23 protein-coding genes are annotated in these 19,997 nt (G+C 55.2%); 3 read left to right on the forward strand and 20 right to left on the reverse strand.

Annotated features, from left to right (window positions below; translation table 11 throughout):
• Nucleotides 1-5: 5 nt before the first annotated feature.
• The 14 genes from KCG48_RS01230 to KCG48_RS01295 form a co-directional block, all read right to left on the reverse strand.
• On the reverse strand, nucleotides 6-866 hold the full coding sequence (locus tag KCG48_RS01230; RefSeq protein WP_211799462.1) for a polyprenyl synthetase family protein: 861 nt from the start codon (nucleotides 864-866) through the stop codon (nucleotides 6-8).
• A complete protein-coding gene (gene xseB / locus KCG48_RS01235; RefSeq protein WP_211799463.1) occupies nucleotides 867-1,070 on the reverse strand; it encodes an exodeoxyribonuclease VII small subunit in 204 nt (67 codons plus the stop codon).
• Nucleotides 1,033-2,265, reverse strand: a complete 1,233-nt coding sequence (gene xseA, locus KCG48_RS01240; protein WP_211799464.1) for an exodeoxyribonuclease VII large subunit — start codon at nucleotides 2,263-2,265, stop codon at nucleotides 1,033-1,035. The genes xseB and xseA overlap by 38 nt, the downstream gene beginning before the upstream one ends.
• A gap of 10 nt (nucleotides 2,266-2,275) precedes the next feature.
• A complete protein-coding gene (locus tag KCG48_RS01245) occupies nucleotides 2,276-3,142 on the reverse strand; it encodes a bifunctional 5,10-methylenetetrahydrofolate dehydrogenase/5,10-methenyltetrahydrofolate cyclohydrolase (RefSeq protein ID WP_211799465.1) in 867 nt (288 codons plus the stop codon).
• Nucleotides 3,143-3,175: 33 nt separating this feature from the next.
• Nucleotides 3,176-3,643: a transcription antitermination factor NusB gene (nusB, locus tag KCG48_RS01250; protein ID WP_211799466.1), complete on the reverse strand. Its 468-nt coding sequence runs from the start codon at nucleotides 3,641-3,643 to the stop codon at nucleotides 3,176-3,178.
• A 73-nt stretch (nucleotides 3,644-3,716) separates the two neighbouring features.
• On the reverse strand, nucleotides 3,717-4,103 hold the full coding sequence (locus tag KCG48_RS01255; protein WP_211799467.1) for an Asp23/Gls24 family envelope stress response protein: 387 nt from the start codon (nucleotides 4,101-4,103) through the stop codon (nucleotides 3,717-3,719).
• A 180-nt stretch (nucleotides 4,104-4,283) separates the two neighbouring features.
• Nucleotides 4,284-4,841: an elongation factor P gene (efp, locus tag KCG48_RS01260; protein ID WP_211799468.1), complete on the reverse strand. Its 558-nt coding sequence runs from the start codon at nucleotides 4,839-4,841 to the stop codon at nucleotides 4,284-4,286.
• A 328-nt stretch (nucleotides 4,842-5,169) separates the two neighbouring features.
• On the reverse strand, nucleotides 5,170-5,679 hold the full coding sequence (locus KCG48_RS01265; RefSeq protein WP_211799469.1) for a shikimate kinase: 510 nt from the start codon (nucleotides 5,677-5,679) through the stop codon (nucleotides 5,170-5,172).
• Nucleotides 5,680-5,682: 3 nt separating this feature from the next.
• Nucleotides 5,683-6,051 carry a hypothetical protein gene (locus tag KCG48_RS01270; RefSeq protein WP_211799470.1) on the reverse strand — a complete coding sequence of 123 codons (369 nt, stop codon included), beginning with the start codon at nucleotides 6,049-6,051 and terminating at the stop codon, nucleotides 5,683-5,685.
• A gap of 4 nt (nucleotides 6,052-6,055) precedes the next feature.
• Entirely contained in the window at nucleotides 6,056-6,493 is a 438-nt protein-coding gene (locus KCG48_RS01275) for a hypothetical protein (RefSeq protein ID WP_211799471.1), read from the reverse strand.
• Nucleotides 6,494-6,503: 10 nt separating this feature from the next.
• On the reverse strand, nucleotides 6,504-6,863 hold the full coding sequence (locus KCG48_RS01280; protein ID WP_211799472.1) for a hypothetical protein: 360 nt from the start codon (nucleotides 6,861-6,863) through the stop codon (nucleotides 6,504-6,506).
• Between the two features lie 12 nt (nucleotides 6,864-6,875).
• Nucleotides 6,876-7,325, reverse strand: coding sequence for a hypothetical protein (locus KCG48_RS01285; protein WP_211799473.1), 450 nt, complete (start codon nucleotides 7,323-7,325; stop codon nucleotides 6,876-6,878).
• Nucleotides 7,312-8,307: a type II secretion system F family protein gene (locus tag KCG48_RS01290; protein ID WP_211799474.1), complete on the reverse strand. Its 996-nt coding sequence runs from the start codon at nucleotides 8,305-8,307 to the stop codon at nucleotides 7,312-7,314. The genes KCG48_RS01285 and KCG48_RS01290 overlap by 14 nt, the downstream gene beginning before the upstream one ends.
• A complete protein-coding gene (locus tag KCG48_RS01295; RefSeq protein ID WP_211799475.1) occupies nucleotides 8,225-9,118 on the reverse strand; it encodes a GspE/PulE family protein in 894 nt (297 codons plus the stop codon). Before KCG48_RS01295 ends, KCG48_RS01290 begins: the two co-directional genes overlap by 83 nt.
• 89 nt (nucleotides 9,119-9,207) lie before the next feature.
• Between KCG48_RS01295 and KCG48_RS01300 the strand changes: the two genes are divergently transcribed.
• Both KCG48_RS01300 and KCG48_RS01305 read left to right on the forward strand, forming a co-directional pair.
• Nucleotides 9,208-10,953, forward strand: a complete 1,746-nt coding sequence (locus KCG48_RS01300; protein WP_211799476.1) for an Rqc2 family fibronectin-binding protein — start codon at nucleotides 9,208-9,210, stop codon at nucleotides 10,951-10,953.
• 13 nt (nucleotides 10,954-10,966) lie between these two features.
• Nucleotides 10,967-12,001, forward strand: coding sequence for a PTS transporter subunit IIC (locus tag KCG48_RS01305; RefSeq protein ID WP_211799477.1), 1,035 nt, complete (start codon nucleotides 10,967-10,969; stop codon nucleotides 11,999-12,001).
• 126 nt (nucleotides 12,002-12,127) lie between these two features.
• On the opposite strand, the gene KCG48_RS01310 is transcribed toward KCG48_RS01305, so the two are convergent.
• The 6 genes from KCG48_RS01310 to KCG48_RS01335 all read right to left on the reverse strand — a co-directional run bounded on the left by KCG48_RS01310 (nucleotide 12,128) and on the right by KCG48_RS01335 (nucleotide 19,282).
• Entirely contained in the window at nucleotides 12,128-12,721 is a 594-nt protein-coding gene (locus tag KCG48_RS01310) for a hypothetical protein (protein ID WP_211799478.1), read from the reverse strand.
• Between the two features lie 86 nt (nucleotides 12,722-12,807).
• A complete protein-coding gene (locus KCG48_RS01315; RefSeq protein WP_211799479.1) occupies nucleotides 12,808-13,539 on the reverse strand; it encodes a DUF3784 domain-containing protein in 732 nt (243 codons plus the stop codon).
• A gap of 52 nt (nucleotides 13,540-13,591) precedes the next feature.
• On the reverse strand, nucleotides 13,592-13,954 hold the full coding sequence (locus KCG48_RS01320) for a VOC family protein (RefSeq protein ID WP_211799480.1): 363 nt from the start codon (nucleotides 13,952-13,954) through the stop codon (nucleotides 13,592-13,594).
• Between the two features lie 29 nt (nucleotides 13,955-13,983).
• Nucleotides 13,984-14,973, reverse strand: a complete 990-nt coding sequence (locus tag KCG48_RS01325) for a terpene cyclase/mutase family protein (RefSeq protein ID WP_211799481.1) — start codon at nucleotides 14,971-14,973, stop codon at nucleotides 13,984-13,986.
• Nucleotides 14,974-15,089: 116 nt separating this feature from the next.
• A complete protein-coding gene (locus KCG48_RS01330) occupies nucleotides 15,090-18,134 on the reverse strand; it encodes an AAA family ATPase (RefSeq protein ID WP_211799482.1) in 3,045 nt (1,014 codons plus the stop codon).
• A complete protein-coding gene (locus tag KCG48_RS01335) occupies nucleotides 18,131-19,282 on the reverse strand; it encodes an exonuclease SbcCD subunit D (RefSeq protein WP_211799483.1) in 1,152 nt (383 codons plus the stop codon). The genes KCG48_RS01330 and KCG48_RS01335 overlap by 4 nt, the downstream gene beginning before the upstream one ends.
• A 185-nt stretch (nucleotides 19,283-19,467) precedes the next feature.
• Here KCG48_RS01335 and KCG48_RS01340 point away from each other — a divergent pair, with 185 nt between their 5' ends.
• Nucleotides 19,468-19,971: a GNAT family N-acetyltransferase gene (locus KCG48_RS01340; protein WP_211799484.1), complete on the forward strand. Its 504-nt coding sequence runs from the start codon at nucleotides 19,468-19,470 to the stop codon at nucleotides 19,969-19,971.
• Nucleotides 19,972-19,997: the final 26 nt, after the last annotated feature.

Consider the following 19,997-nt stretch of genomic DNA (forward strand, 5'->3'; position numbering starts at 1 on the left):
CCCTCCTAATAACTTCTCTCCATGAGGGTTTTGGCAAGGTCGGCAAGGATCTGGGTATCCCGGGGAATCCCCGCCAGAATGTCTAAGCATTCCAGGGTGGCCTCCCGGGCCATTTCCTTGCTCTTCTCGATTCCAAAAAGCTCCACGTAGGTGGTTTTTCCGGATTTTTCATCCTTCCCGATGCTCTTGCCCAGGACTTCCGCCGTGGCGGTCTTGTCCAGGATGTCATCCTGAATCTGGAACGCCAGTCCCAGTTTCAGCCCAAAGGCCTGAAATTTCGCGGTTTCCTCCGGGTCAGCCCCGAAATAGATCGCCGGCGCCGTAATGGCCGCCGCAATGAGTTTTCCGGTCTTTTCCCGGTGGCAGGCCATGAGTTCCTCATAGCTTGCCCGGCGGGTCTCATGCTCCAGATCCATGACCTGGCCCAGGATCATCCCCTCCCGGCCGGCGGAGCGGCTGATGTGTAGGGCAGCTGCGGCGCCCCGGGGGCCCTTCGCTGCATAGGTTTCCAAAAGGACATTCATGGCTTCGTTGAGGAGGGCGTCCCCGGCAAGGATCGCCAGAGCCTCCCCGAAGACTTTGTGACTGGTGGGTTTACCCCGGCGCAGATCATCATTATCCATGGCCGGCAGATCGTCATGGATGAGGGAGTAGGTATGGATCATCTCCAGGGCCAGGGCCATGGGGAGGATCTCTTCAGGGTCCTCATCATAGATCTTCGCCATGACCAGGGCCAGCGCCGGACGCAGGCGCTTTCCGCCCAGGTTCATGCTGTAGGCCATGGCCTCATGGATTCTATTGTCCGGCAAATTCTGAAAGTAATTCAGAATAGCACCATCGATGATGGTTTTCATTTCTTTCAGCATCTAAAACTCCACTTCTTTCTCATCGTCCATGATTTTTACTTTTTCTTCCGCCTTCGCCAGAATCGCCTGCAGTTCCTTGGTCAGGGCAACCCCTTCCTCATACTTGAGCATGGCGTCCTCCAGGGAGATGTCCCCGGTTTCCAGGGCGGCGAGGATCTCTTCCAGTTTATTCATCAGTTCCTGATATCCGGTTTTCTTTTTCATCGGTTCTTCGCACCTCCACAGTTCGTTGACCATCGCGCAATCGGATGGTGAGGATCTTGGCCTGGTCCAGCTGGGTTACGCTTCGGAGAAGCTCCCCGCTTTCCCCGTACACCAGGGCGTAGCCCTTATCGAGAATCTTCAGGGGACTGTGGGCCTGGAGAAGATTCCATGCCCCTAAAAGCTCCGACCGGCTCTTCTCGATCCGGCGCTGAAGGATCTGATCCAGCTTTTCCCTGCTTTCCTCCACTTGGCGGAAACTTTGGGCCAGCATCATTTTAGGACTGTTTTTCGCCAACAGCTCCGCTCTGCCCTGGAGCTGAGCCTGGAGCACACGGATCTTTCCGGTGTAGAGCCCCTGCAGATGCTGGGTTCGGGCACGGAGGGCCCGCTGCATTTCCTCCAGGGCGGGGATTGCCACCTCCGCAGCCTGGGAAGGGGTGGCCAGCCGGCGATCGGCGACGAAATCGGCGATGGTGAAGTCCACTTCATGGCCGATGCCCGTGATCACCGGCACCGGGCTTTTCCGGATGGCATAGGCCAGATCCAGATCATTGAAGGCCGCCAAGTCTTCCATGGCTCCGCCGCCCCGGGCGAGAATGACAAGATCGATGTCCTTCCGGCTCCGAAGGCGTTCCAGGGCGTTTACCAGGCTCTTCCGGGCCTCTTCCCCCTGGACCAGGGTGGGATAGATGACGAGGGATACTCCGGGATTGCGCCGAGAGGCCACGTTCATGATATCCCGAATGGCTGCCCCCGTGGGGGACGTGACCACGGCAATCTTTTCCGGATAGGGCGGAAGGGGCCGCTTGATGTCTTCGTCAAACAGCCCTTCCTTCATCAGTCTTGCCTTGTTCCGCTCAAATTCCTGATAGATTTCCCCTAGGCCCACTTCCTCCATGGACTGGGCATAGAGCTGATAGCTGCCTTCTTTGGCATATACACTGACCCGGCCGCGGACCACGACTTTCATCCCGTCCTTGGGTACCATTTTCAGGCGTTCGGCATCGCTGCGGAACATGACGGCGTTGATCTTCGCATTCTCATCCTTCAGGGAAAAATAGAGGTGGCCGGAGCTGTGAGCTTTGAAGTTCGACAGCTCCCCCAGCACCGTGAGGTTATTGAGAATGAAGTCATTGTCGAGGCTTCGCTTAATATAGGCATTGAGGTCGGTGACACTCATGGTTTTCAGTTTCATGGTCTAGCTCCTATCTGCGGGGGACGGCTGGGGTACTCGCCTCAAAGAGATCCGTCAGCGTACGCATGAGGATCGTGGTGGTGAGGGTTCCCACCCCTCCCGGGACCTTGGTGGCCCAAGAGGTCACCGGGAGCACCGAGGTAAGATCACAGTCACCGGTGATCTGGCCCTCCAGTTCCGAGGTTCCCACATCGATGACCACGGCGCCTGGACCCACATATTCTTTGGTGATCATGAGGGGGCGTCCCATGGCGGAGATGAGAATTTCGCCGGTTCTTGCCACAGCGGGAAGATCCGCTGTACGGGAGTGGCACACGGTCACCGTGGCCTGTTCCCGGAGAAGCAGCTGAATGAGGGGTTTTCCCACGATGTTGCTTCTTCCGATGATCACCGCATGGCGGCCTTTCAGGTCGCCCAGCACCGCTTTAAGGATCTCCACCACGCTCATGGGCGTGCAGGGGGCGATGCCTTCTTTGGGCGTCGAGGCCAGCAGCCCGATGTTCAGGGGATGGATGCCGTCGATGTCCTTCTTCGGGTCAATGGCTTCCGCAATGCGCTGGGCATCCATGGTTTTGGGCAAAGGAAAGAGGACCATGATGCCATGGACCTTATCATCGTCATTGAGGGCCTGGAGGGTTTCGAGGAGCTCCTCCTCGCTGGCGTCACCGCCTAAGGTTATCTTCAGCATGGTACCGCCCAGGGCTTCCAGGGTTCGTTTCTGCATGTCGAGATAGTAGACTGAGCCAGGATCCTCACCCACCAGCACCGTAGCCAGGGTGGGGGTTCCTTTTCCGGCAATGCGTGCGCTTTCAATGCGCTGTCGGAGCTTTTCCTTCTCCGCTTTGGCGATGGCCGCCACATTGATGATTTCTCCCATAACTCCTCCTTCTCCCGACACCGTCGGTGAGCCTTATTCGCTGAGGGTGTCTGAAACGGATGAGGACTCGTCCTCTTGAGGGGCAGGTTCCTCATTGTGCTTGCTGATCTTGTCCAGTACCCCGTTGATGAAGGGGGCTGCGGACTCCTCTGAATACTTTTTCCCCAGATCCACCGCTTCGGTGATGGACACCTTGGGGGGAATATCCTCCATGTGGAGGAGTTCATAGGTGGCAAGGCGAAGGATACTGAGGTTAATTCGGGACAGACGCTGGATCTTCCAGCCCACCAGGTACTTCTCAATGAGGGCATCCAGTTCCTCTTTCTTCTCCTCGACGCCGGCCAGAACGGTTTCCAGGTACACCAGGTCCACCTGGTCCATGGTGGTTTCCTCGCTGGTCTCAAAGTAGTCGGCGATGGTTTCCTTCACGTCGCGTTCGTTCATCGTATTTTGGTATAAGAGCTCCATGGCGATTTCTCGCGTTCGTTTTCTTGTATTCATAAGGGCAAAGCCCCTCCTTGCTCGGTTATTTGGTTCACTGCAAAAAACCCTCTGTCGGTCAGAGGGTTCCCGTTTACTTATCCTTTGTCTCTTTTTCCTTGTCCTTCACATGGACATTGCTGACCATGACGTTGACGGCGGAAACTTTCAGTCCGGTGATGGTCTCCACGGTTTCCTTGACATTCTTTTGAGCCTGGCTGACCACTTCCGGGATTTTATAGCCATACTCCACGCTGACCACCATGTCGATGATCGCATCATTTTCGCCTACGGTGACCTTGACGCCCTTGGTCACATTTCGTTTTCCCGTGACCACCTGGGTGATCCCTCCGGTCAGGGTCGGATGGAGTCCCTGGATCCCCTGGACCTCGCTGGCCGCAATGCCGGCGATGACGCCCACCACGTCCTCGGAGATTTTTACCACTCCGTATCCCTGGGATTTCTTCATATTCTCGCTCATTTCTTGTCCTCCTCGATCCTCAAGGTCTTATTTGGAATTATTATACCAAATTGACCCTTTTTAAGCAATGAAATGGGGAGATTTCCCGCTCCCCTCAAGGGCTGAAACCTTGTGGCCGAAGCCGTAATCGCTCCCTGGATAAAAAAAGGCCCGGAATTCTCCAGGCCTGGTTTGCAGAAATTATACTCTTTCCATGTACTCGCCGGTACGGGTGTCCACACGGATGGCATCGCCTTCGTTGATGAAGAAGGGAACCATAACCTGAGCCCCAGTTTCCACGATGGCAGGCTTCAGGGCGTTGGTCGCCGTGTTCCCCTTCACCCCGGGTTCGGTCTGGGTGATGGTGAGCTCTACGAAGTTCGGAGCTTCCACGGAGAAGGCTTCTCCCTTGTAGAACTTGATGACGGCGAAGTTGTTTTCCTTCAGGAACTTGATGGCTTCTTCCACTTTTTCATAGTTCAGGGGAATCTGCTCGAAGGTCTCCTGATCCATGAAGTAGTAGAGCTCTCCGTCGTTGTACAGGTACTGCATCTCCTTGCGCTCGATGACCGCTTCCAGGAGCTTGGTGGTGGGATTGAATGTGGTTTCTGTGGTTCCGCCGGAGATGACGTTACGAAGCTTGGTTCGAACGAAAGCCGCGCCCTTGCCGGGTTTGACGTGCAGGAACTCCAGGACGACAAAAACGTTGCCGTCGTGTTCGAATGTGACACCTTTTCTCAATTCACTTGCTGAAATCATTTCTCTACCTCCAAAATTTACCCCCATACGTCGAGATGGAAGACAGTTTCTGTCTTCCCTCCAAAAACACAAAAGGATGGTTTCCTTCCCAAGGGGGGATTCCTTCTGCGTCAATCTATGTCGTAATTTACCAAGGATATTTTATCAGATCAACGGCTGTTTGGCAATAAATTTTCACTGAGGGCAAAAATCGTGGAAAAACCGGGAAAAGCCCAACTGCAGGCTCTTCTTCGAATGAATAAAGATCACCGGAGTCTTTACACGCTAAAAATACAAGACCAGAGAACTCTCCCCATCCCCTTTCAGACCTTTCGGGACAGGCTCCTTGTCAAAACTCCTCCGGACAATACTGTTTCAGAAGCTGAAGAATCCCCTTCAGATTCTCCTGGAAATCCTCCCCTCCGTCATAGATCAGCCTGGCCGTTTCGTAAATGGACTTCCGACGGCCATAGAGGGCTTCTGTTTTCTCCCAGGTATCGGACAGGGGCCGGTGCCGGTCTTCTTTCAGCCTCTCCCATAGCGTTTGGGGAGAAAACCGAAGATACAGGACCAGGGCCTCTTCATTCATCCTGGCCATATGGTCATTGAACAGCGGGAATCCTCCGCCCGTGGAAACCACCAGGGAAGACTGTACCTGGAGCTCCTGAAAAAGAGCGTGCTCAAGACGGCGAAAAGCTTCTTCGCCGTCTTGAGCAATAATTTCTTCTGCAGTGCGGCCGGTTCTCCGGGCAATTTCCCCATCCGTATCGAGAAAGGGGCGACCTAAGGACTCTGCCAGGGCTTCGCCCAGGGCGCTCTTTCCGCTGCCGGGCATACCGATGAGATACAGGGTTTTCATGCTTCATACTCCTCTGGCCACAAGGAGGAACACGCCACCCAGGTGGAGAACCTCCACTCTTCGGGCATAGCGGGACACATTGTCCACCACCTTGAGCATATTGACTTCAAGTCCATTATAATCCGGATCCAGGGAAATCGTGAAGTTTTTATAGGGAAAGCTTCTCCCGGCTCGAAAAAAGACCATGGCTTCCTCCAAAGTAGCAAAGCGCAGATCCAGCTCCTCCTCCACCCCACTCAGAATCCCCGAAAATTCCATGACTCGCCGGTCCAGGGAATATACCCCTCTTTCCAGGTAGCGGTGGCTGTCAAAGAGCCGGAAATTTCGAAGAGCCATACTGGAGCACAAGATCAGGATCATCATGGTGTACATTACGCTACCTCCTTTGCGGTTCAATCCAAAACCCCCTTTCATAGGCCGTCTTTGAAAACTGGAGCCGGATGAAGACCACCGATCCCACCTGCCGCATGGTGACACTCTTCACGCCATAGGAGAGGTACTGATAGGTCGTGCCCTGGAAGCCGGTTTTCCCAAAGGCATAGCGGAGCCTTCCCCCACTCTCCTCCAGCCGAATATAGGGAGCGTTGACATAGTCCTCCTTCCGGATATAGAGGACATTCCCCAGAAGCGCCACGGACCGGGTGTCCGTGTACAGATCCTTCTTGATCACCTCAAAGGCATGGTAGGCGTAATCCGTCTCCAGAAGAAAATCCAGATTCTCCTGAAACTGCAGGGCTTGGGCCAGATAGAGCCGAGAGGCCAGGAGAAAGAGAAGAAAGCTGGTCACCAGCCCCACCAAAACCTCCAGCAGCATTCCCCCAGGCTTAGGGGATCGGAATGGCATAGGTTGTCCTGAGCTTCCCCTGGAAATACCCCTCAAGAATGATCTCCTCCTCTCCTGTCGTCACCTGGACATAGTCCCCCGGCGGGGGGAAAGCTTCCAGCCCTTCTCCCGGAACTCGGCCATAGGCCGTATCGCCTGAAAACTCCAGGGCCCCGGAGGCCAGGAGCAAAAAGTAACCTTCCACCCCATAGTCAAAGCGAAGCATGGCCTCCCTTTCCGCCCGCATTTTCTTCCCGCGGAACCCTTCCGCGGACAGCGTCAGCAGGAGGCTTAGAACCAGGAGGGTGTAAAGAACCAGGGCCAGACTCATCTGCCCAGAAAGTTTTTTTCTTCGTACCATTCCTATCCTCCTTCAGGGCCCCCGGACATCCAGGGTCTGGGTCCCCAGATGGATCATCATCGTGGCCTCCAGGCGGCCATCCCGGTAAAAATAGAGGAGCCCGCTGCGGTTGCTCACGCCATTGATCAGAAAGCTGTAATCAGTGCTGGCGGTAAATGTGGGGTGATAGGCGGAGCCGTAGTAGATCCTCATCCCCGGATCCAGCACGGTTCGCCCTTCGAGAACGCCTTTTCGATCCTGGCGCAGAAGAAGATGCTCATAGACTCGCACGGTCTTCAGGCTCCGCCCTTCGCTCACTTCCCGCATTTCGGAAAGAAGCGTACCATAAAGGATCACCGGCGCCTCCCGGGGATTTTGCGAAATCGCCTTAGGTTTTCCGCCACCGCCCAGGCCAACGAGCACCCCCAGGAGAAAAAGCGCCAGGATCGTCTCCAGGAGAAGCCCCCCTCTATAGGCCTTCATAAGCTTCCAGCATGGGGAGAAGAAGAAGCGCCGACAGCGCCGTGATGAGGATCCCCAGAAGGAGAATGGCTCCCGGCTCCACGAGAGCGCTCCGTTTGCGGATTCTCTCCTGAAACCGGAACTTCTGGAGTAGAAGATACGTGGACAAGGCTTCCGGAAGATTCCCCGTCTCCTCCCCCAGGAATAGGCAGGCCAGCAGGGTTTCCGATGCTCCTTCCGCCCGATAAGCCTCCCGAAGCCCCACCCCATTTCGGATGGACGTCACCACTCCCTTCACGGGAAATCCCTCCTTTCCAAGAACTTCAAAGGCGCTGAGGATGTCCACCCCGGCACGGAGGAGCTCATGGAGGCCCTCCATCTGCTGGGCTTCCAAATACAGTCCCCATTGACTCCCCAGAAGCCGCCGAAGGAGCCGTTCGGGAGAAGCCAGCCTTCGTCCCCCAGCCCCCAGAATGACCGCCAGCAGCGGGAGAAGAACCCCTGGGGGAACCTGCCTAGAAAACCCGTGGAGCTGCTGCAGCAGCGGATACTCCACCCCCATGCTGAGAAGCAGCTCATTCATCAGGGGAAGAAAGAGATAGAGACTGGCCAGGAGAAACCCCAGCGCCGCCGCCACCAGAAGGGCGGGATAGGTGAGCACCGAAAAGATTTTTGATGCCATTTCCCGCTCCTCCTTCAGCCGATCATGGATGAGGAGAAAGGTATGGGCCAGATTTCCCGTTTCCTCCGCAAGGCGAACCATGGTGATCTCCCGTGGAAGAAAGTCCGGGAGTCGGCTTAACCCCTGGGACAGGGTTTCCCCCTGAAGGATGGCCCTGTAGAGCTCCCGATCCCAGGGATCCGGGGACAGGACCAGGAGCTCCGTCAGGGGAATCCCGTTATTCAGCATCGTCCCCTTCTCATAGAAGAACTGTTCTTTCCAATGTTTCTTCCGTGCTTTCCCCGGATACAGTCTCCGGGGGATATTCCAGCTCAGCTTCAAGATGCTTTCCTCCTTCGGTGGAAATCAGTTTTTGCCCGATGACCAGGGTCAGGGCTTCCCGGGCCAGCACCGGACTTACCCCCAAATCCTCCAGGCGGCGCAGGGCCCCCGGAAGCCCCTGGGCATGAAGGGTGGAGATGAACCGATGCCCGGTGAGGGATGCCCGGATCAGCGCCTTGGCCGTGACGGGATTTCGGATTTCCCCGATGGCAATGACATCGGGATCCTGCCGCAGGGCCGCAAAAATCGCTTCGTCATACCCAAACCCCACCGCCTCCAGAATGGGACTTTGAATGATCCCCGGAATCTCCTGCTCCACGGGATCCTCCACGGAAATGACCTTCAGGCCTGCATCCCGGAGCATCATGAGGAGAGCATACAGCGTGGTGCTCTTCCCCATGCCGGTCTCTCCGCAGATGAGGGTCACCCCGCCGGAATCGCGAAGATGGCGGCGAATGCGAGCCAGATCCTCGGGACGAAAGCCCAGCTCCTCGGCGGCAAGAAGATTCCTTTGAAAAAGGCGCAGAACCAAAGACTCCCCCTGGAGACAGCGAATGGTGCTGACCCGAAGGGGCAGCGCCCCCACTTTCAGCATGCCGTCCTGGGGAAGACGCCGTTCGGAGATATTCAGCTGGGCCAAGGCCTTCACCTGCTGAAGGAGAACCTGATAGGCCCCGGGGGCCAGTCTTCCCTGGGGCTGCAGTTTCGACCCGAGGCGAAAATATACCGGCACCTCCCCTTCCTGGGGAACGAAATGGATATCTGAGGCCCCTCGCCTTCGCCCCTCCAAAACCAGCTCCTCCAGATCCATTCTTTTCCCTCCTTTTCGTCGTTGATCTCATTATCCGGCAGGGGGGTTTTTTCATTCATCATTTGGAGCCATCCCGCAAATACGCTATAATGAGCATGAAACATACAGCCCCAGCCCATGAACACAAGGAGGAAACGCAGGGAATCCTGCGCGAGATCGCCATGGCATTAGATGGTATTTTTTTCAGCAGCATCGTCCAGGAACTGCAAGAGACAGTTCTGGGCGCAAAAATCAATAAGGTGACCCAACCGGAGTCCGACATGATCATCCTCCATCTGCGGGGACAGCAGGGCAACCAGAAGGTTCTCCTCACGGCCAACAGCACCTACGCTCGGATCCACCTGACGGAGCAGCCCCGGGAAAATCCCCTGCAGGCTCCCCTCTTCCTCATGGTGCTTCGAAAGCATCTGGTGGGCTCCCGCATCCTGGGCATTCAGCAGATCCAGGGAGACCGTCTGGTGAATCTGCACCTTCTGGGGGTGGATGACTTCGGCGAAGACCAGCCCTTCGTCCTCTCCGTGGAGATGATGGGCAAGCACTCCAACATCATCCTCTACCGGGAAACCGAAGGCACCATCGTGGACTGCATCAAGCATGTCTCGTCCCTTCGCAACACCTATCGAACCCTGCTTCCCGGAAAGGAATATATTGCGCCCCCGGCCAGCGGAAAGCTCAATCCCTTAACCTACAGCGATGAGGAGCTTCTGGAGCGCACCGACGTTTCCGATTGGGATCCGGACTTCTTTGCCCGGCATTTCACCGGCATTTCCAAAAAGACAGCCCATGCCCTCTATGAGGGCCACCCCGCGAAGCCTTCTCTCTCCCTCATCCGGAAAAGCCTCCAGGAACTCACCACGAGCACAGCCTTCTACATCACCAAAAAGGACGGGGAGTATCTGGATGTGTCGGCCCTGCCGCCCACGGAAGACCACGAAGTCTATACCTCTCCCTCCCTGGCGCTGGAAACCTATGTACGGGAGAAGGACCTGCGGGACCGGATCCGGGCAAAAACTTCGGATCTGCAGAAAATCCTTCAGAACAATCTCCAGCGGGTACGAAAAAAGATTGAACTCCTGGACAAGTCCATCGTGGACAGCCAGGACAAGGACGAGTACCGAATTCTTGGCGAGATTCTCTCGGCCAATGTCTACGCCCTGACTCCCGGACAGGAGAAAGCGGAACTTCTCAACTACTACACGGGGGAAATGGTCACCCTCTCCCTGGATAAATCCAAGAGCATCAGCCAGAATATCGACAGCTACTATAACCGCTACAACAAGAAAAAGCGGGCGGAGATCATGGCCCGAGGCCAAAAGATCCTGGCCCAGGAGGAGGAGGACTATCTGGTTTCCATTCTCCTGTCCCTGGACAATCTGGAAAATGAGACAGAGATTCAGGACATCCGGCAGGAACTCATGGTGGCCGGTTATCTTCGGTTCAAGAAAACCGCTTCCAAAAAGGAGAAGGTGTCCAAGCCACTCCACTTCAAGTCTTCGGAGGGTATCGATATCTACGTGGGAAAAAACAACACCCAGAACGATTATCTCACCACAAAGTTCGCCCACCGCACCGATACCTGGCTCCACACGAAAAACATCCCCGGCTCCCATGTCATCATCCGGGGAGAAAAGTTCGGCGAGGATACCCTGCTGGAAGCCGCAAATCTGGCCGCTTATTACAGCAAGGCCTCCGCTTCCACGAAGGTACCCGTGGACTACACCACGGTGAAAAACGTAAAGAAACCCTCCGGGGCCAAACCCGGCATGGTCATCTACTCCACCAACAAAACCCTCTATGTGGACCCGGCCCCTTCAAGGCTGGAGCGTCAAGAGTAAAGGAGAATCAGGAATGGACAAGCCTCAGGTTCCGATCCGCAAACGGATCACGGATTATTCGATCAAGGTCCTCAATGGAATGGCACAAGGTCTTTTTGCTTCCCTGCTCATCGGCCTCATCATAAAACAGATCGGAACGCTCCTGGGGCTGCCCCTCCTGGTGACCTTCGGCACCATGGCCCAGTCTCTCATGGGTCCCGCCATCGGCGCCGCCGTGGCCTACAGCGTGGGCGCACCTCCTTTGGGCATCTTCGCCTCCACAGTCACCGGAGCCATCGGCGCCGGCACCTTTACCCTGAACGGCGCCATTGTGGCTGCCAAAATCGGGGAACCCGTGGGTGCCCTCATTGCTGGTCTGGTGGGTGCTGAGCTGACCAAGTTTCTCAAGGGGAAGACCAAGGTGGAAATCGTTCTGCTTCCCTTGGCGGCCATTGTGGCCGGAGGTCTGGTGGGAAACTACATCGCCCCCGTCATCGCGTCCTTCATGACCCTATTGGGTTCTCTGATCAACCGGGCCACGGAGCTGCAGCCCATTCCCATGGGGATCATCGTCTCCACAGTCATGGGGATGGTGCTGACCCTCCCCATCAGTTCCGCCGCCCTCTCCGTCTCCTTAGGCCTCTCCGGCATTGCCGCCGGGGCCAGCACGGTGGGCTGTGCCACCCAGATGGTGGGCTTCGCCGTGGCTTCCTTCCGGGAAAACGGCATCGGCGGGCTCATTTCCCAAGGCCTGGGCACCTCCATGCTCCAGATCCCCAACATCATCAAGAATCCCCGAATCTGGATCCCGCCCACCCTGGCTTCCGCAATTCTTGGCCCCATGGCCAGCTTTGTCTTCAAGATGGAAGGATCAAAGCTGGGCGCCGGAATGGGCACCAGCGGCCTCGTGGGTCAGTTTGATGCGGTGAGTGTCATGGGGGCAGAGCCCCGAACCTATTTCCTCATTGCCCTCATGCACTTTATTCTCCCGGCGATTCTCACCCTCCTCATCTCGGAAATCATGCGGAAGATGGGGAAAATCAAACCCGGAGACATGAAGCTTCTCTAACAGCATAAAAGAACACGAAAGCGCCAGGAACTCCCTAAAAGGAATCCTGGCGCTCTTTTTAATGATGTGAAATAGGTTTCCGAATGATTCACCAAGAGTTTTGCCTGAAGGTTCCGCACTGGAATGCTAACCCATAACCTCTTCATGGACCTGGATCCGTTTCTTCATAGATGCAGGGATATCCTCCAGATACTTGGAGAAGGTCTCCACATATCTGGTCCCAAACTTTACACTGGTTATCTCCTCAAAAGAGATTCGATATGGCTGATCCAACCAGTTTCCCATAGCATCGAAATGGAGTAACTCCACATGGTTTTTTCCCATTTTCAGGATACGGCCGATGTAAAACTCCGTTTCCCTTTTCTTTAAACTTTCCTTCTCCACGATGATGTTCCGGTTCATCTTCTCCAACGACCGGAAAACCTCTCTCCATGAGGAAAGATCCACCGATGGAACTTGCAGGCTTTCAATAATTCCCTCTTGCTCGAGGATCTTGATGCAAAGGTCATCCTTCAGCTCCACTTTTTCCACATCCTGAAACCGAAGGATGGAAAAACCATTCAGGATGAAATCATCCTCTTCAGCCCCAAGGAATAGCTTTTCTCCAACAAGAACCGGAAAATAATACTGGTAGTATACGTTATACCCGAGATAAACCCGGCAGAGACTCCGCTCTTCCACCGCTTTCTGAAGGATATTCCTGATCTTTTCCTGTTTCATGGTACACCTCGTTTTCCTCATGATTTTGAATCATGGATCCGTCTCTTCCGGGTAACCGGGATCGGTGAAGTTTTATGCTGATCCCATTATGGTTCGCTGTTCTTTAAGGCTTCCTCCAGGGACTCATAGAAAGCGGTGGTGGTCTTCGCGTCCATCAGATTGAAAATCACCGTGGTATTTCCCCGGGTGAACTGGATGAAAGGCGGCAGCTTCGTATCCACAAAGAGTTTGATTTTTCCCAGTTCCCGGGTATTGAAGTAGCCCCGAAGATGGGAATCCACGGCCGAACCGTTGGTGCGCATGGTGATGGTGGGAAGGGTATCCAGAAGCTTAACCTCTGTAATGTCCTGATAGGCGTAGCTTCCGCCGTACATCCCGCGGATCGTCAGCTGATCGCTTTCCATGACCGCCGTCACCGGCTGCATGCTCGAATAGAGCATCCCTCCGACAAAAAGCACCACCAGGCTGATTCCCCCAAGAACCAGCGCCATCTGAATCTTGCTGGACTTCTTCCAGCGGCCATCCTCCTCGTAGAGATTCCCGTCATACTTCTGAGCCCGGATCAGCATGAGGATCAAGGTGATCACCAGAAAACCCATGGCGGGGAGCATGCTCACCTCCACCTGGCGCCAGGAAAGGAAGGCCATGAAAAGAAAGACGCCGCCGTTGACATAGGACCAGATGCCCATGAGCCGGGCGATCTTTTCGATGTCCACCCGGGCCTTTTTTTCAGGACTCATGGTGTTATACCCGGAAATCAGAAAATGCCATTTCAGGCCATGGACCATTCCGCCGATGGCCAGCAGTGAAACTGCCATGATGATGTAGAAAAGCATGAAACCACTCCTTACGATTCAGTCGATTCATTCATTATGCCTGGCGATATTCCACAAACTGGATGGGGTAGCCATTGGGGTCTTCCACAAAGGCAAAGCGCATCCGGGGATTTGGGGAATCCGGAGGTCCTAAAAGGGCATAGCCCCGCTCCTCCGCATCCTTCAGCGTCCGCTCCAGATTTTCCGTGACAAAGCCCAGGGAAATTCCTTTCCCCGAAACAGACTCTTCCCCCGATGCGATGAGTTCCACCTGGGTTTCCCCTCCGCCCAGAAAACAGATCTCCAGCAGCGGCTGGGGCTGAAAACGGCTCCTCACCTCAAGTCCCACAAAGTCCTGGTAAAAGCCTAATGATTCCTCCATGCTGCGCACATGTAGGGTGGTCCAGCAGTATTTCATGTTCTTCCTCCTAATAAATATCAATTGATTCACTTTTCCCCGATCCCCTGACCCTTCAAGGTCTCCAGGGCCCGCAGGGTGATCCACCGGGAAGGTTTTCCTTTTTGCTCCACGGGCATTAACGTCTTGCCGTTCATGGTGCTCTCTAGCTTCCACCGGCCCTCCTGCGCTTTCCCCTGAAGGATGGCTAAAGCCTCGTCCATGCGCGGATCCTTGATCCCTAGCCCCGTGAGGAGATGAAGAATCTCCAGAAGATCCGTCTGGTACATGAGGGGAAAGCCCAGCTTCAGCCAGCCGGGCCTGCTCACCTCATCAAGATCATGACTTTTCTTGTGGATATGGTGCTTCAGAAAGTACTCCGCCATTTCCTCCAGCTTGGCCCGAACCTCCGGACTTCGCTGATCCTCCGGGATTTCCGCCAGACCCTTCAGGGATTTGGCCACCCCCATGTGGCAGCTGTGCTTTCCATAGCAGGGCTCCCGCCATTCAAACAAGGCACCTTGAGGCGCAGGACCATCTCCATCGTCTGTGCGGGTATAGCGCAGGAGCCAGGCGATGGCCTCCTGCACCCGAGGATCCTTCCCGTATCCCAGTCGAAAAAGGGTAAACACCATGTTCCCCGTGAGGCATGGGACGACCACACCGGGAAGGCCCGTGCCAAGGCCCGCCTGGGCTTTGGCCGAAAATCCCCCCTCCAGAGGTTCCCGGGCATGGGCCAAAAGAAACTCGCAGCCTAACCGCACCCGGGGATCCTCCGGGGGCGCTCCATGCTCCGCCAAAATCATCATGGTCCATACGGTTCCCCCATATTTATCCAGATAGAACCGCTCCGGTTCGCCGAAACTCCCATCCGGATTCTGCAGCTCCAGCACCTGGGGAACGAGACCTTTTATCGCGATGAGGTCCCTGGCCTCCCGGACCTGGGGATCCTCCTCCCCTTTCTCCAGCAGGCTTTTTCGCGCAAAATACGTCACAGAAGGGTTCTCTCCATCCATAAGCCAATCCAAAACCTTGGTCATGGCCGTCGCCTCCTTTGTTCTGGCTCCATTATACGCAAAAAAGGGCATCGTTTACAGCCGGCGCTGAAAAAAATGCCGGGAGTCCTCCCCCGGCATTTCTTCGCTAAACCTTTTGACTATTTCATCAGAGCTTTCCGTCCTGAGGTGACAATGACGCTTCCCTTCCCCGGCACAGTTTTCACTTCGATCTTGCCGGGAATCCGGTCCTTGAGCTCCGTCACATGGGAGATGATCCCCACAATGCGTCCCGAAAGATTGAGCTCCAGGAGACACTCCATGGCATTGTCCAGGGAGTCCTGATCCAAAGAGCCAAAGCCCTCATCGATGAAGATGGTCTCCAGATTCACGCTGGCTTTATGGCTTTCAATAAAGTCCGAAAGTCCCAGGGCCAGGGCCAGCGAGGCCTTGAAGCTCTCTCCGCCGGACAGGGACTGTACATCCCGCTCCCGGCCGGTATACTCATCAAAGACATTGATCCCCAGGCCGATCTTTTCCCGGCGGCTCTCCGTCTCATTGCGGCGCCTCAGCTGGAAGCGGCCCTCGGTCATCCGGTGCATCCGTTCATTGGCCCGAAGGAGAATTCCCTCGAAGTAGTAAGACTGGACGAAGGTCTCGAAGCCCATGCCCACGATGGCCGTGTCATGGAGGTCCTGTACCATGAGGAGCATTTTTTTATTCGTTCGATAGTGTTCATGGATCTTTGTGAGCTTCTCATGGGCCTTTTGGAGATTATGGTAGAGAATCGTCTTTTCCCGGATTTCCGCCTGCTTTTCCCGGAGTTCCTGCTGCAAGGCTTTGAGCTGTTCCTGCAGCGGTTCCACCTCCCGGTGGATCAGCTGCTCTCCCCGTTCCTGGAGGAGTTCAAAGGCGCCCTTGGCTCCATTGTAGCTTTGGTAATAACGGGTAACTTCCTCTTCCAGCTCGCCCATGCGCTGAACATTGCCCTTCTCCAGCTCATAGGTTTCCCGGCTAACTTCCGCCTTGTCCAGATCCTCGTAGAACTGGTCCTTCATGGACTTGGCCTGGTCAAGAGCCCCCACCAGGGTGCTGTGGAGGGCGGTTTCCCGCCCGCTGAGCTCCTTCTCCTTTTGGAGGATCTCCTCATGGGCCTGCCTGGCCTCCTCGTGGCGCTGGGTGATGTCCTTGATGGTTCGATCCAGCTCCCGGATCTTCAGCCCCAGGGCCTGGGTTTCCACAGGCACCCCTTCGCTTTGGAGGCTTTTCAGCTCCCCGCGCAGTTCGCCCAGGATCGCCTTATTTTCATCGGCTTCCTTGAGGACGTCATCCAGATGCTCCAGCTCCCGGTCAAGATCGGTGATTTTTTCCTGGAGCCCGGCCTTTTGGGTGGTGAGCCGGTTCAGGGCATTCTTATTTTCCAGGGTTTGGTTTTCGATTCGGCGATAGACCGCTTTTTCCTCCACCCCCAGAATGCGGATGTCATCCAGCCGGTGACCCTGGATACCCTGTTCATCGGTGAGGAGAAGAATCTCCTCCAGGAGCTCGGCGGTGTTCTTTTCCGTGTTTTGCCGCAGGGCATTTTTTTCCAGGAGATCGCGCTCCAGCTTTTTGCAGTTCTCCTCCAGGCGGTTTAAAGCTTCCTCATCAAAATCCTGGGCTTCCCGGGATACCCCTGGGTGCTCCAGGGAGCCGCAGACGGGACAAGGCCGCTCCTCTTCCAGTTCTGCCCGGAGAATCGCCGCATAGTTGGCACTGCGTTTTTTCAGCTCCGATGTCCAGGCATTCTGGCCCACCAGAAGATTTCGCTGAAGGTTGTCTTCTTCTTTTTTTAATTGCATAATGGCCGCTTCGCTGTTTTCCCATTTCTGGCACTTCTCATAGAGGCCCTTGAGCATTTTCAGGCGGCCATGGGACTCCTGAAGGCTGAGTTTCAGCTCCATTTCCCGGATCTTTTCCTGAGACAAGCTTTCCGAGACCGAACGCTCCTCCAGGGATAACTCCCGCCGCTGCTCTTCCTTCTTTTTCAGATACTCCAGCTTCCGCTGATTCTCCTGTCCCCGTTTTTCTTCGGCCTCCAGCTTCTTCATTACGTCATGGAGCCGTAGGGATTTCTCATAGAGGGATGTCCAGCGGTTCTTCTCTTCTTTTAACTGATCCAGCCCCTGGAACTCCAGGTTGAGAAGATCCAAAGCCTTGCCGCTCTTTTCCCGATGCTGCGAGAGCTTGCGCTGCCCTTCCGCCAGCTCCGTCAGTTCTGCCTTATACTTCTTGATCTCGCCTTCTTTTCCCAGGAGCTGTTTCTCCAGATGGGTGATGGCCTCGATCTTTTTCAGAAGCCGAAGTTCCTTTTCCCGAACCTTAATGGCATTCTGCCGTCCCTGGATTTTCAGAAACTCCTCCCGCACCCGCTGGAACTCCCGATAATCCTGGTTATCCTTTTCCCTTTGCCGAATGGCCTGCTCCAGGGATTTTTCCTGAAGCGTCAGGGCCTCTCCGGCGTTGACGAGGGTTTGAAGGTTTTCTTCTTCGGTCTTGAGACTCTCTTCCAGGGCATCGGGACCCATCTCGATGTCTTTCCCCTCGATGGCGTACTCCTTTAGGGTTTCCTGGAACCGGGTGACGAGATTTCGGTCCAGGTTCCGGGCTTCATCGAACTTTGCCTTGATGAGCCACTGGATTTTTTCATACTGCTCCGTGGAGAAAAGCTTCTTCAGGATCTCCGACTTGTCTTTTGTGCCGGCGGTGAGAAACTCCCGGAACTCTCCCTGGGGGATCATGACGATTTTTTTGAACTGATCCAGGCTGAGGCCAATGAGGGTTTCCACCTCCTGATTCACTTCCCGGATTTTCGTCAGCAGCTTCTCCGGATCGGCATCGCTGTAGAAAAACGCCTTATTGAGGCCCTTGGCAGTTTCTACCCGGCGGATATGGTAGCCCTCTCCCCGGACTTCAAAATCCAGGGACACCTCCATATCCTCCTGGTCCGTGGCCAGCTGGCTGCGGTAGCATTTGGCCTTGTTTCGTTCTTCTCCGCTGCCTTCCCCATAGAGGGCGTAGCAGATGGCATCAAAAATGGAGGTTTTGCCGGCCCCCGTGGGACCGGTGACCAGAAACAGCTTGTCCTCGTAGAGGGGCCGAAAATCCACCTGGGTTTCCTCATGGAACCCCAGGAAGCATTTGATGGATAAGTTCATGGGTTTCATGGCGCTTCGCCTCCTTCCAGTTCCCGGACAAACTCCTTTAAGAGCGCCAGATGCTCCTCGGGGATTTCCCGGTCATTCTTCAGCTGATAGAAGTCCGTGAAGAGCTTGGCCATGTCGCTGGACTGAAGGATACTGAAATCGGAATAGTTATTGAGAATCTCTTCCCGATCCCGTTCCCGGCTCAGCTCCAGGATATTGGGAAACTTTGTGCGAAGCCGCATCATGGGTTCGAGAATCTCTTCCTTGTCCTTCAGCACCACCCGGATGTAGTCCTCGGGATTTCCCGGATACTCCAGATTCATCAGCTCGTTGAAGGTGCCTTCCAGGGTCACCACGTCTTTCTTGGGGACCAGGGGAATTTCCGTCAGGGACACTTGCCCGGCTTCATTGAGGTCAATGACGCTGATGCTCTTCTTGTGCTTCTCTTCGGAGAAAGAATACTTCATGGGGCTCCCGGCATAGCGGATTTTTCCGGGCTGCACCCACTGGGGACTGTGCAGATGGCCCAGGGCCACATAGTGGAAGGGCGCAAACACATCCCGGGGAATAAAATCATGGCCGCCCACGGACAGGATCCTCTCCGAGGTGCTCTCCACCATCTCCTCCCGGGAGGAGCCGGCAACAAATCCGTGATAAACGAGGACTTTGCGGTGGCTGTTTTTCTTGACGCTTTCCGTAAAGATCCGGGCATAGACCTTGCTGTCTTCCCGGAAGGTCTCCAGCTCATAGATGGTCTTGAGATTGGCCGTATCCCGATAAGGAAAGAGATAGAATTCCACGGGACCAAACTCATCCTTTAAGGTGATGCAGCGTAAGGGGCGCTGTACATTCCCCTCCACCAGAAGGCCCTTGTCCTCCAGAAGGGTGTTTAAAAAGCCCACCCGCTCATGGGAGTCATGATTTCCGGTGATGAGGAGCGTCTTCAGCTCCAGCCGGGACAGCTCCGTGAGAAACCGGTCATAGACCTTTACGGCGTCTTCCCGGGGAATGGAGCGGTCATAAATATCCCCGGCGATGATGACCACCTGGGGCTTTTCCTGCCGGATCACCTGCAGGAGGGTGCTGAGCATCTCCTTCTGGTCTTCCAGGAGGGAGATCCCGTTAAAATACTTGCCGATGTGCAGATCGGCCAAATGGATGATTTTCATCTGCGGTCTTCTCCTTGATCAATCATTGATCGGACTCTTTTTCTTTGGGGAAAAAGGAATCCCATTCGAAAGCTCCTGGGGAGCTTTCTTTTTTTCGACACTAGTACAAGTTTAGCCCAAATATTTTCAGAATTCAATGTCAACGGCGGGGAAATCGATTAGAATGAAAGAAGGAGGTGGTGAACATGCCCCAGCGAATCCGCATGAGTTTGCGGCTGAAACCCGAAGTTCGAAACTTCACCGTGCCCCTGGTGCCTGCCACGGAAGAGGTACTTCTCCCCATGGCGGAAGCTTTGCTGGATGCCTACGCCGGCACCGTGGACGATGAGCATGAAACCCTGGAGGAAGCCCTGGAAGAGCTTCGACGGGTCTTTCGCGGGTTCTATGGCACATTCCTGCCCCAGGCCTCCCATCTGATCCTGGAGGACAACCGGGTGCTTTCCGGGGTCCTCACCTGCCTCTATCGGAGCGAACCCACCATTACCAACACCTTCACCCGGAAATCCGCCCAGCGGCTGGGCTACGCCACCCATCTGGTCATGAAGGCCGCCGATGTTCTGGCCCAGGAAGGGTTCCACTCCCTGTATCTTTTCGTCTCCGTGGAAAACCGCCAGGCCATCGCCCTCTATGAGTCCCTGGGCTTTGAAAAAGTGCCCCTCACCACCGTCACGGAGATCCATGTGGATTAACCCCCATAGCAAGAAGGAAACCCCTT

This window comes from Proteiniclasticum sediminis (genome assembly GCF_018128025.1).
GTDB lineage: Bacteria > Bacillota > Clostridia > Clostridiales > Clostridiaceae > Proteiniclasticum > Proteiniclasticum sediminis.

Excerpts from the sequence above, each read along its gene's own strand:
- KCG48_RS01230 (WP_211799462.1), bottom strand. The coding sequence starts at position 866 with ATGCTGAAAGAAATGAAAACCATCATCGATGGTGCTATTCTGAATTAC.
- xseB (WP_211799463.1), bottom strand. The coding sequence starts at position 1,070 with ATGAAAAAGAAAACCGGATATCAGGAACTGATGAATAAACTGGAAGAG.
- xseA (WP_211799464.1), bottom strand. The coding sequence starts at position 2,265 with ATGAAACTGAAAACCATGAGTGTCACCGACCTCAATGCCTATATTAAG.
- KCG48_RS01245 (WP_211799465.1), bottom strand. The coding sequence starts at position 3,142 with ATGGGAGAAATCATCAATGTGGCGGCCATCGCCAAAGCGGAGAAGGAA.
- nusB (WP_211799466.1), bottom strand. The coding sequence starts at position 3,643 with ATGAATACAAGAAAACGAACGCGAGAAATCGCCATGGAGCTCTTATAC.
- KCG48_RS01255 (WP_211799467.1), bottom strand. The coding sequence starts at position 4,103 with ATGAGCGAGAATATGAAGAAATCCCAGGGATACGGAGTGGTAAAAATC.
- efp (WP_211799468.1), bottom strand. The coding sequence starts at position 4,841 with ATGATTTCAGCAAGTGAATTGAGAAAAGGTGTCACATTCGAACACGAC.
- KCG48_RS01265 (WP_211799469.1), bottom strand. The coding sequence starts at position 5,679 with ATGAAAACCCTGTATCTCATCGGTATGCCCGGCAGCGGAAAGAGCGCC.
- KCG48_RS01270 (WP_211799470.1), bottom strand. The coding sequence starts at position 6,051 with ATGTACACCATGATGATCCTGATCTTGTGCTCCAGTATGGCTCTTCGA.
- KCG48_RS01275 (WP_211799471.1), bottom strand. The coding sequence starts at position 6,493 with ATGCTGCTGGAGGTTTTGGTGGGGCTGGTGACCAGCTTTCTTCTCTTT.
- KCG48_RS01280 (WP_211799472.1), bottom strand. The coding sequence starts at position 6,863 with ATGGTACGAAGAAAAAAACTTTCTGGGCAGATGAGTCTGGCCCTGGTT.
- KCG48_RS01285 (WP_211799473.1), bottom strand. The coding sequence starts at position 7,325 with ATGAAGGCCTATAGAGGGGGGCTTCTCCTGGAGACGATCCTGGCGCTT.
- KCG48_RS01295 (WP_211799475.1), bottom strand. The coding sequence starts at position 9,118 with ATGGATCTGGAGGAGCTGGTTTTGGAGGGGCGAAGGCGAGGGGCCTCA.
- KCG48_RS01300 (WP_211799476.1), top strand. The coding sequence starts at position 9,208 with ATGAGCATGAAACATACAGCCCCAGCCCATGAACACAAGGAGGAAACG.
- KCG48_RS01305 (WP_211799477.1), top strand. The coding sequence starts at position 10,967 with ATGGACAAGCCTCAGGTTCCGATCCGCAAACGGATCACGGATTATTCG.
- KCG48_RS01310 (WP_211799478.1), bottom strand. The coding sequence starts at position 12,721 with ATGAAACAGGAAAAGATCAGGAATATCCTTCAGAAAGCGGTGGAAGAG.
- KCG48_RS01315 (WP_211799479.1), bottom strand. The coding sequence starts at position 13,539 with ATGGCAGTTTCACTGCTGGCCATCGGCGGAATGGTCCATGGCCTGAAA.
- KCG48_RS01320 (WP_211799480.1), bottom strand. The coding sequence starts at position 13,954 with ATGAAATACTGCTGGACCACCCTACATGTGCGCAGCATGGAGGAATCA.
- KCG48_RS01325 (WP_211799481.1), bottom strand. The coding sequence starts at position 14,973 with ATGACCAAGGTTTTGGATTGGCTTATGGATGGAGAGAACCCTTCTGTG.
- KCG48_RS01330 (WP_211799482.1), bottom strand. The coding sequence starts at position 18,134 with ATGAAACCCATGAACTTATCCATCAAATGCTTCCTGGGGTTCCATGAG.
- KCG48_RS01335 (WP_211799483.1), bottom strand. The coding sequence starts at position 19,282 with ATGAAAATCATCCATTTGGCCGATCTGCACATCGGCAAGTATTTTAAC.
- KCG48_RS01340 (WP_211799484.1), top strand. The coding sequence starts at position 19,468 with ATGCCCCAGCGAATCCGCATGAGTTTGCGGCTGAAACCCGAAGTTCGA.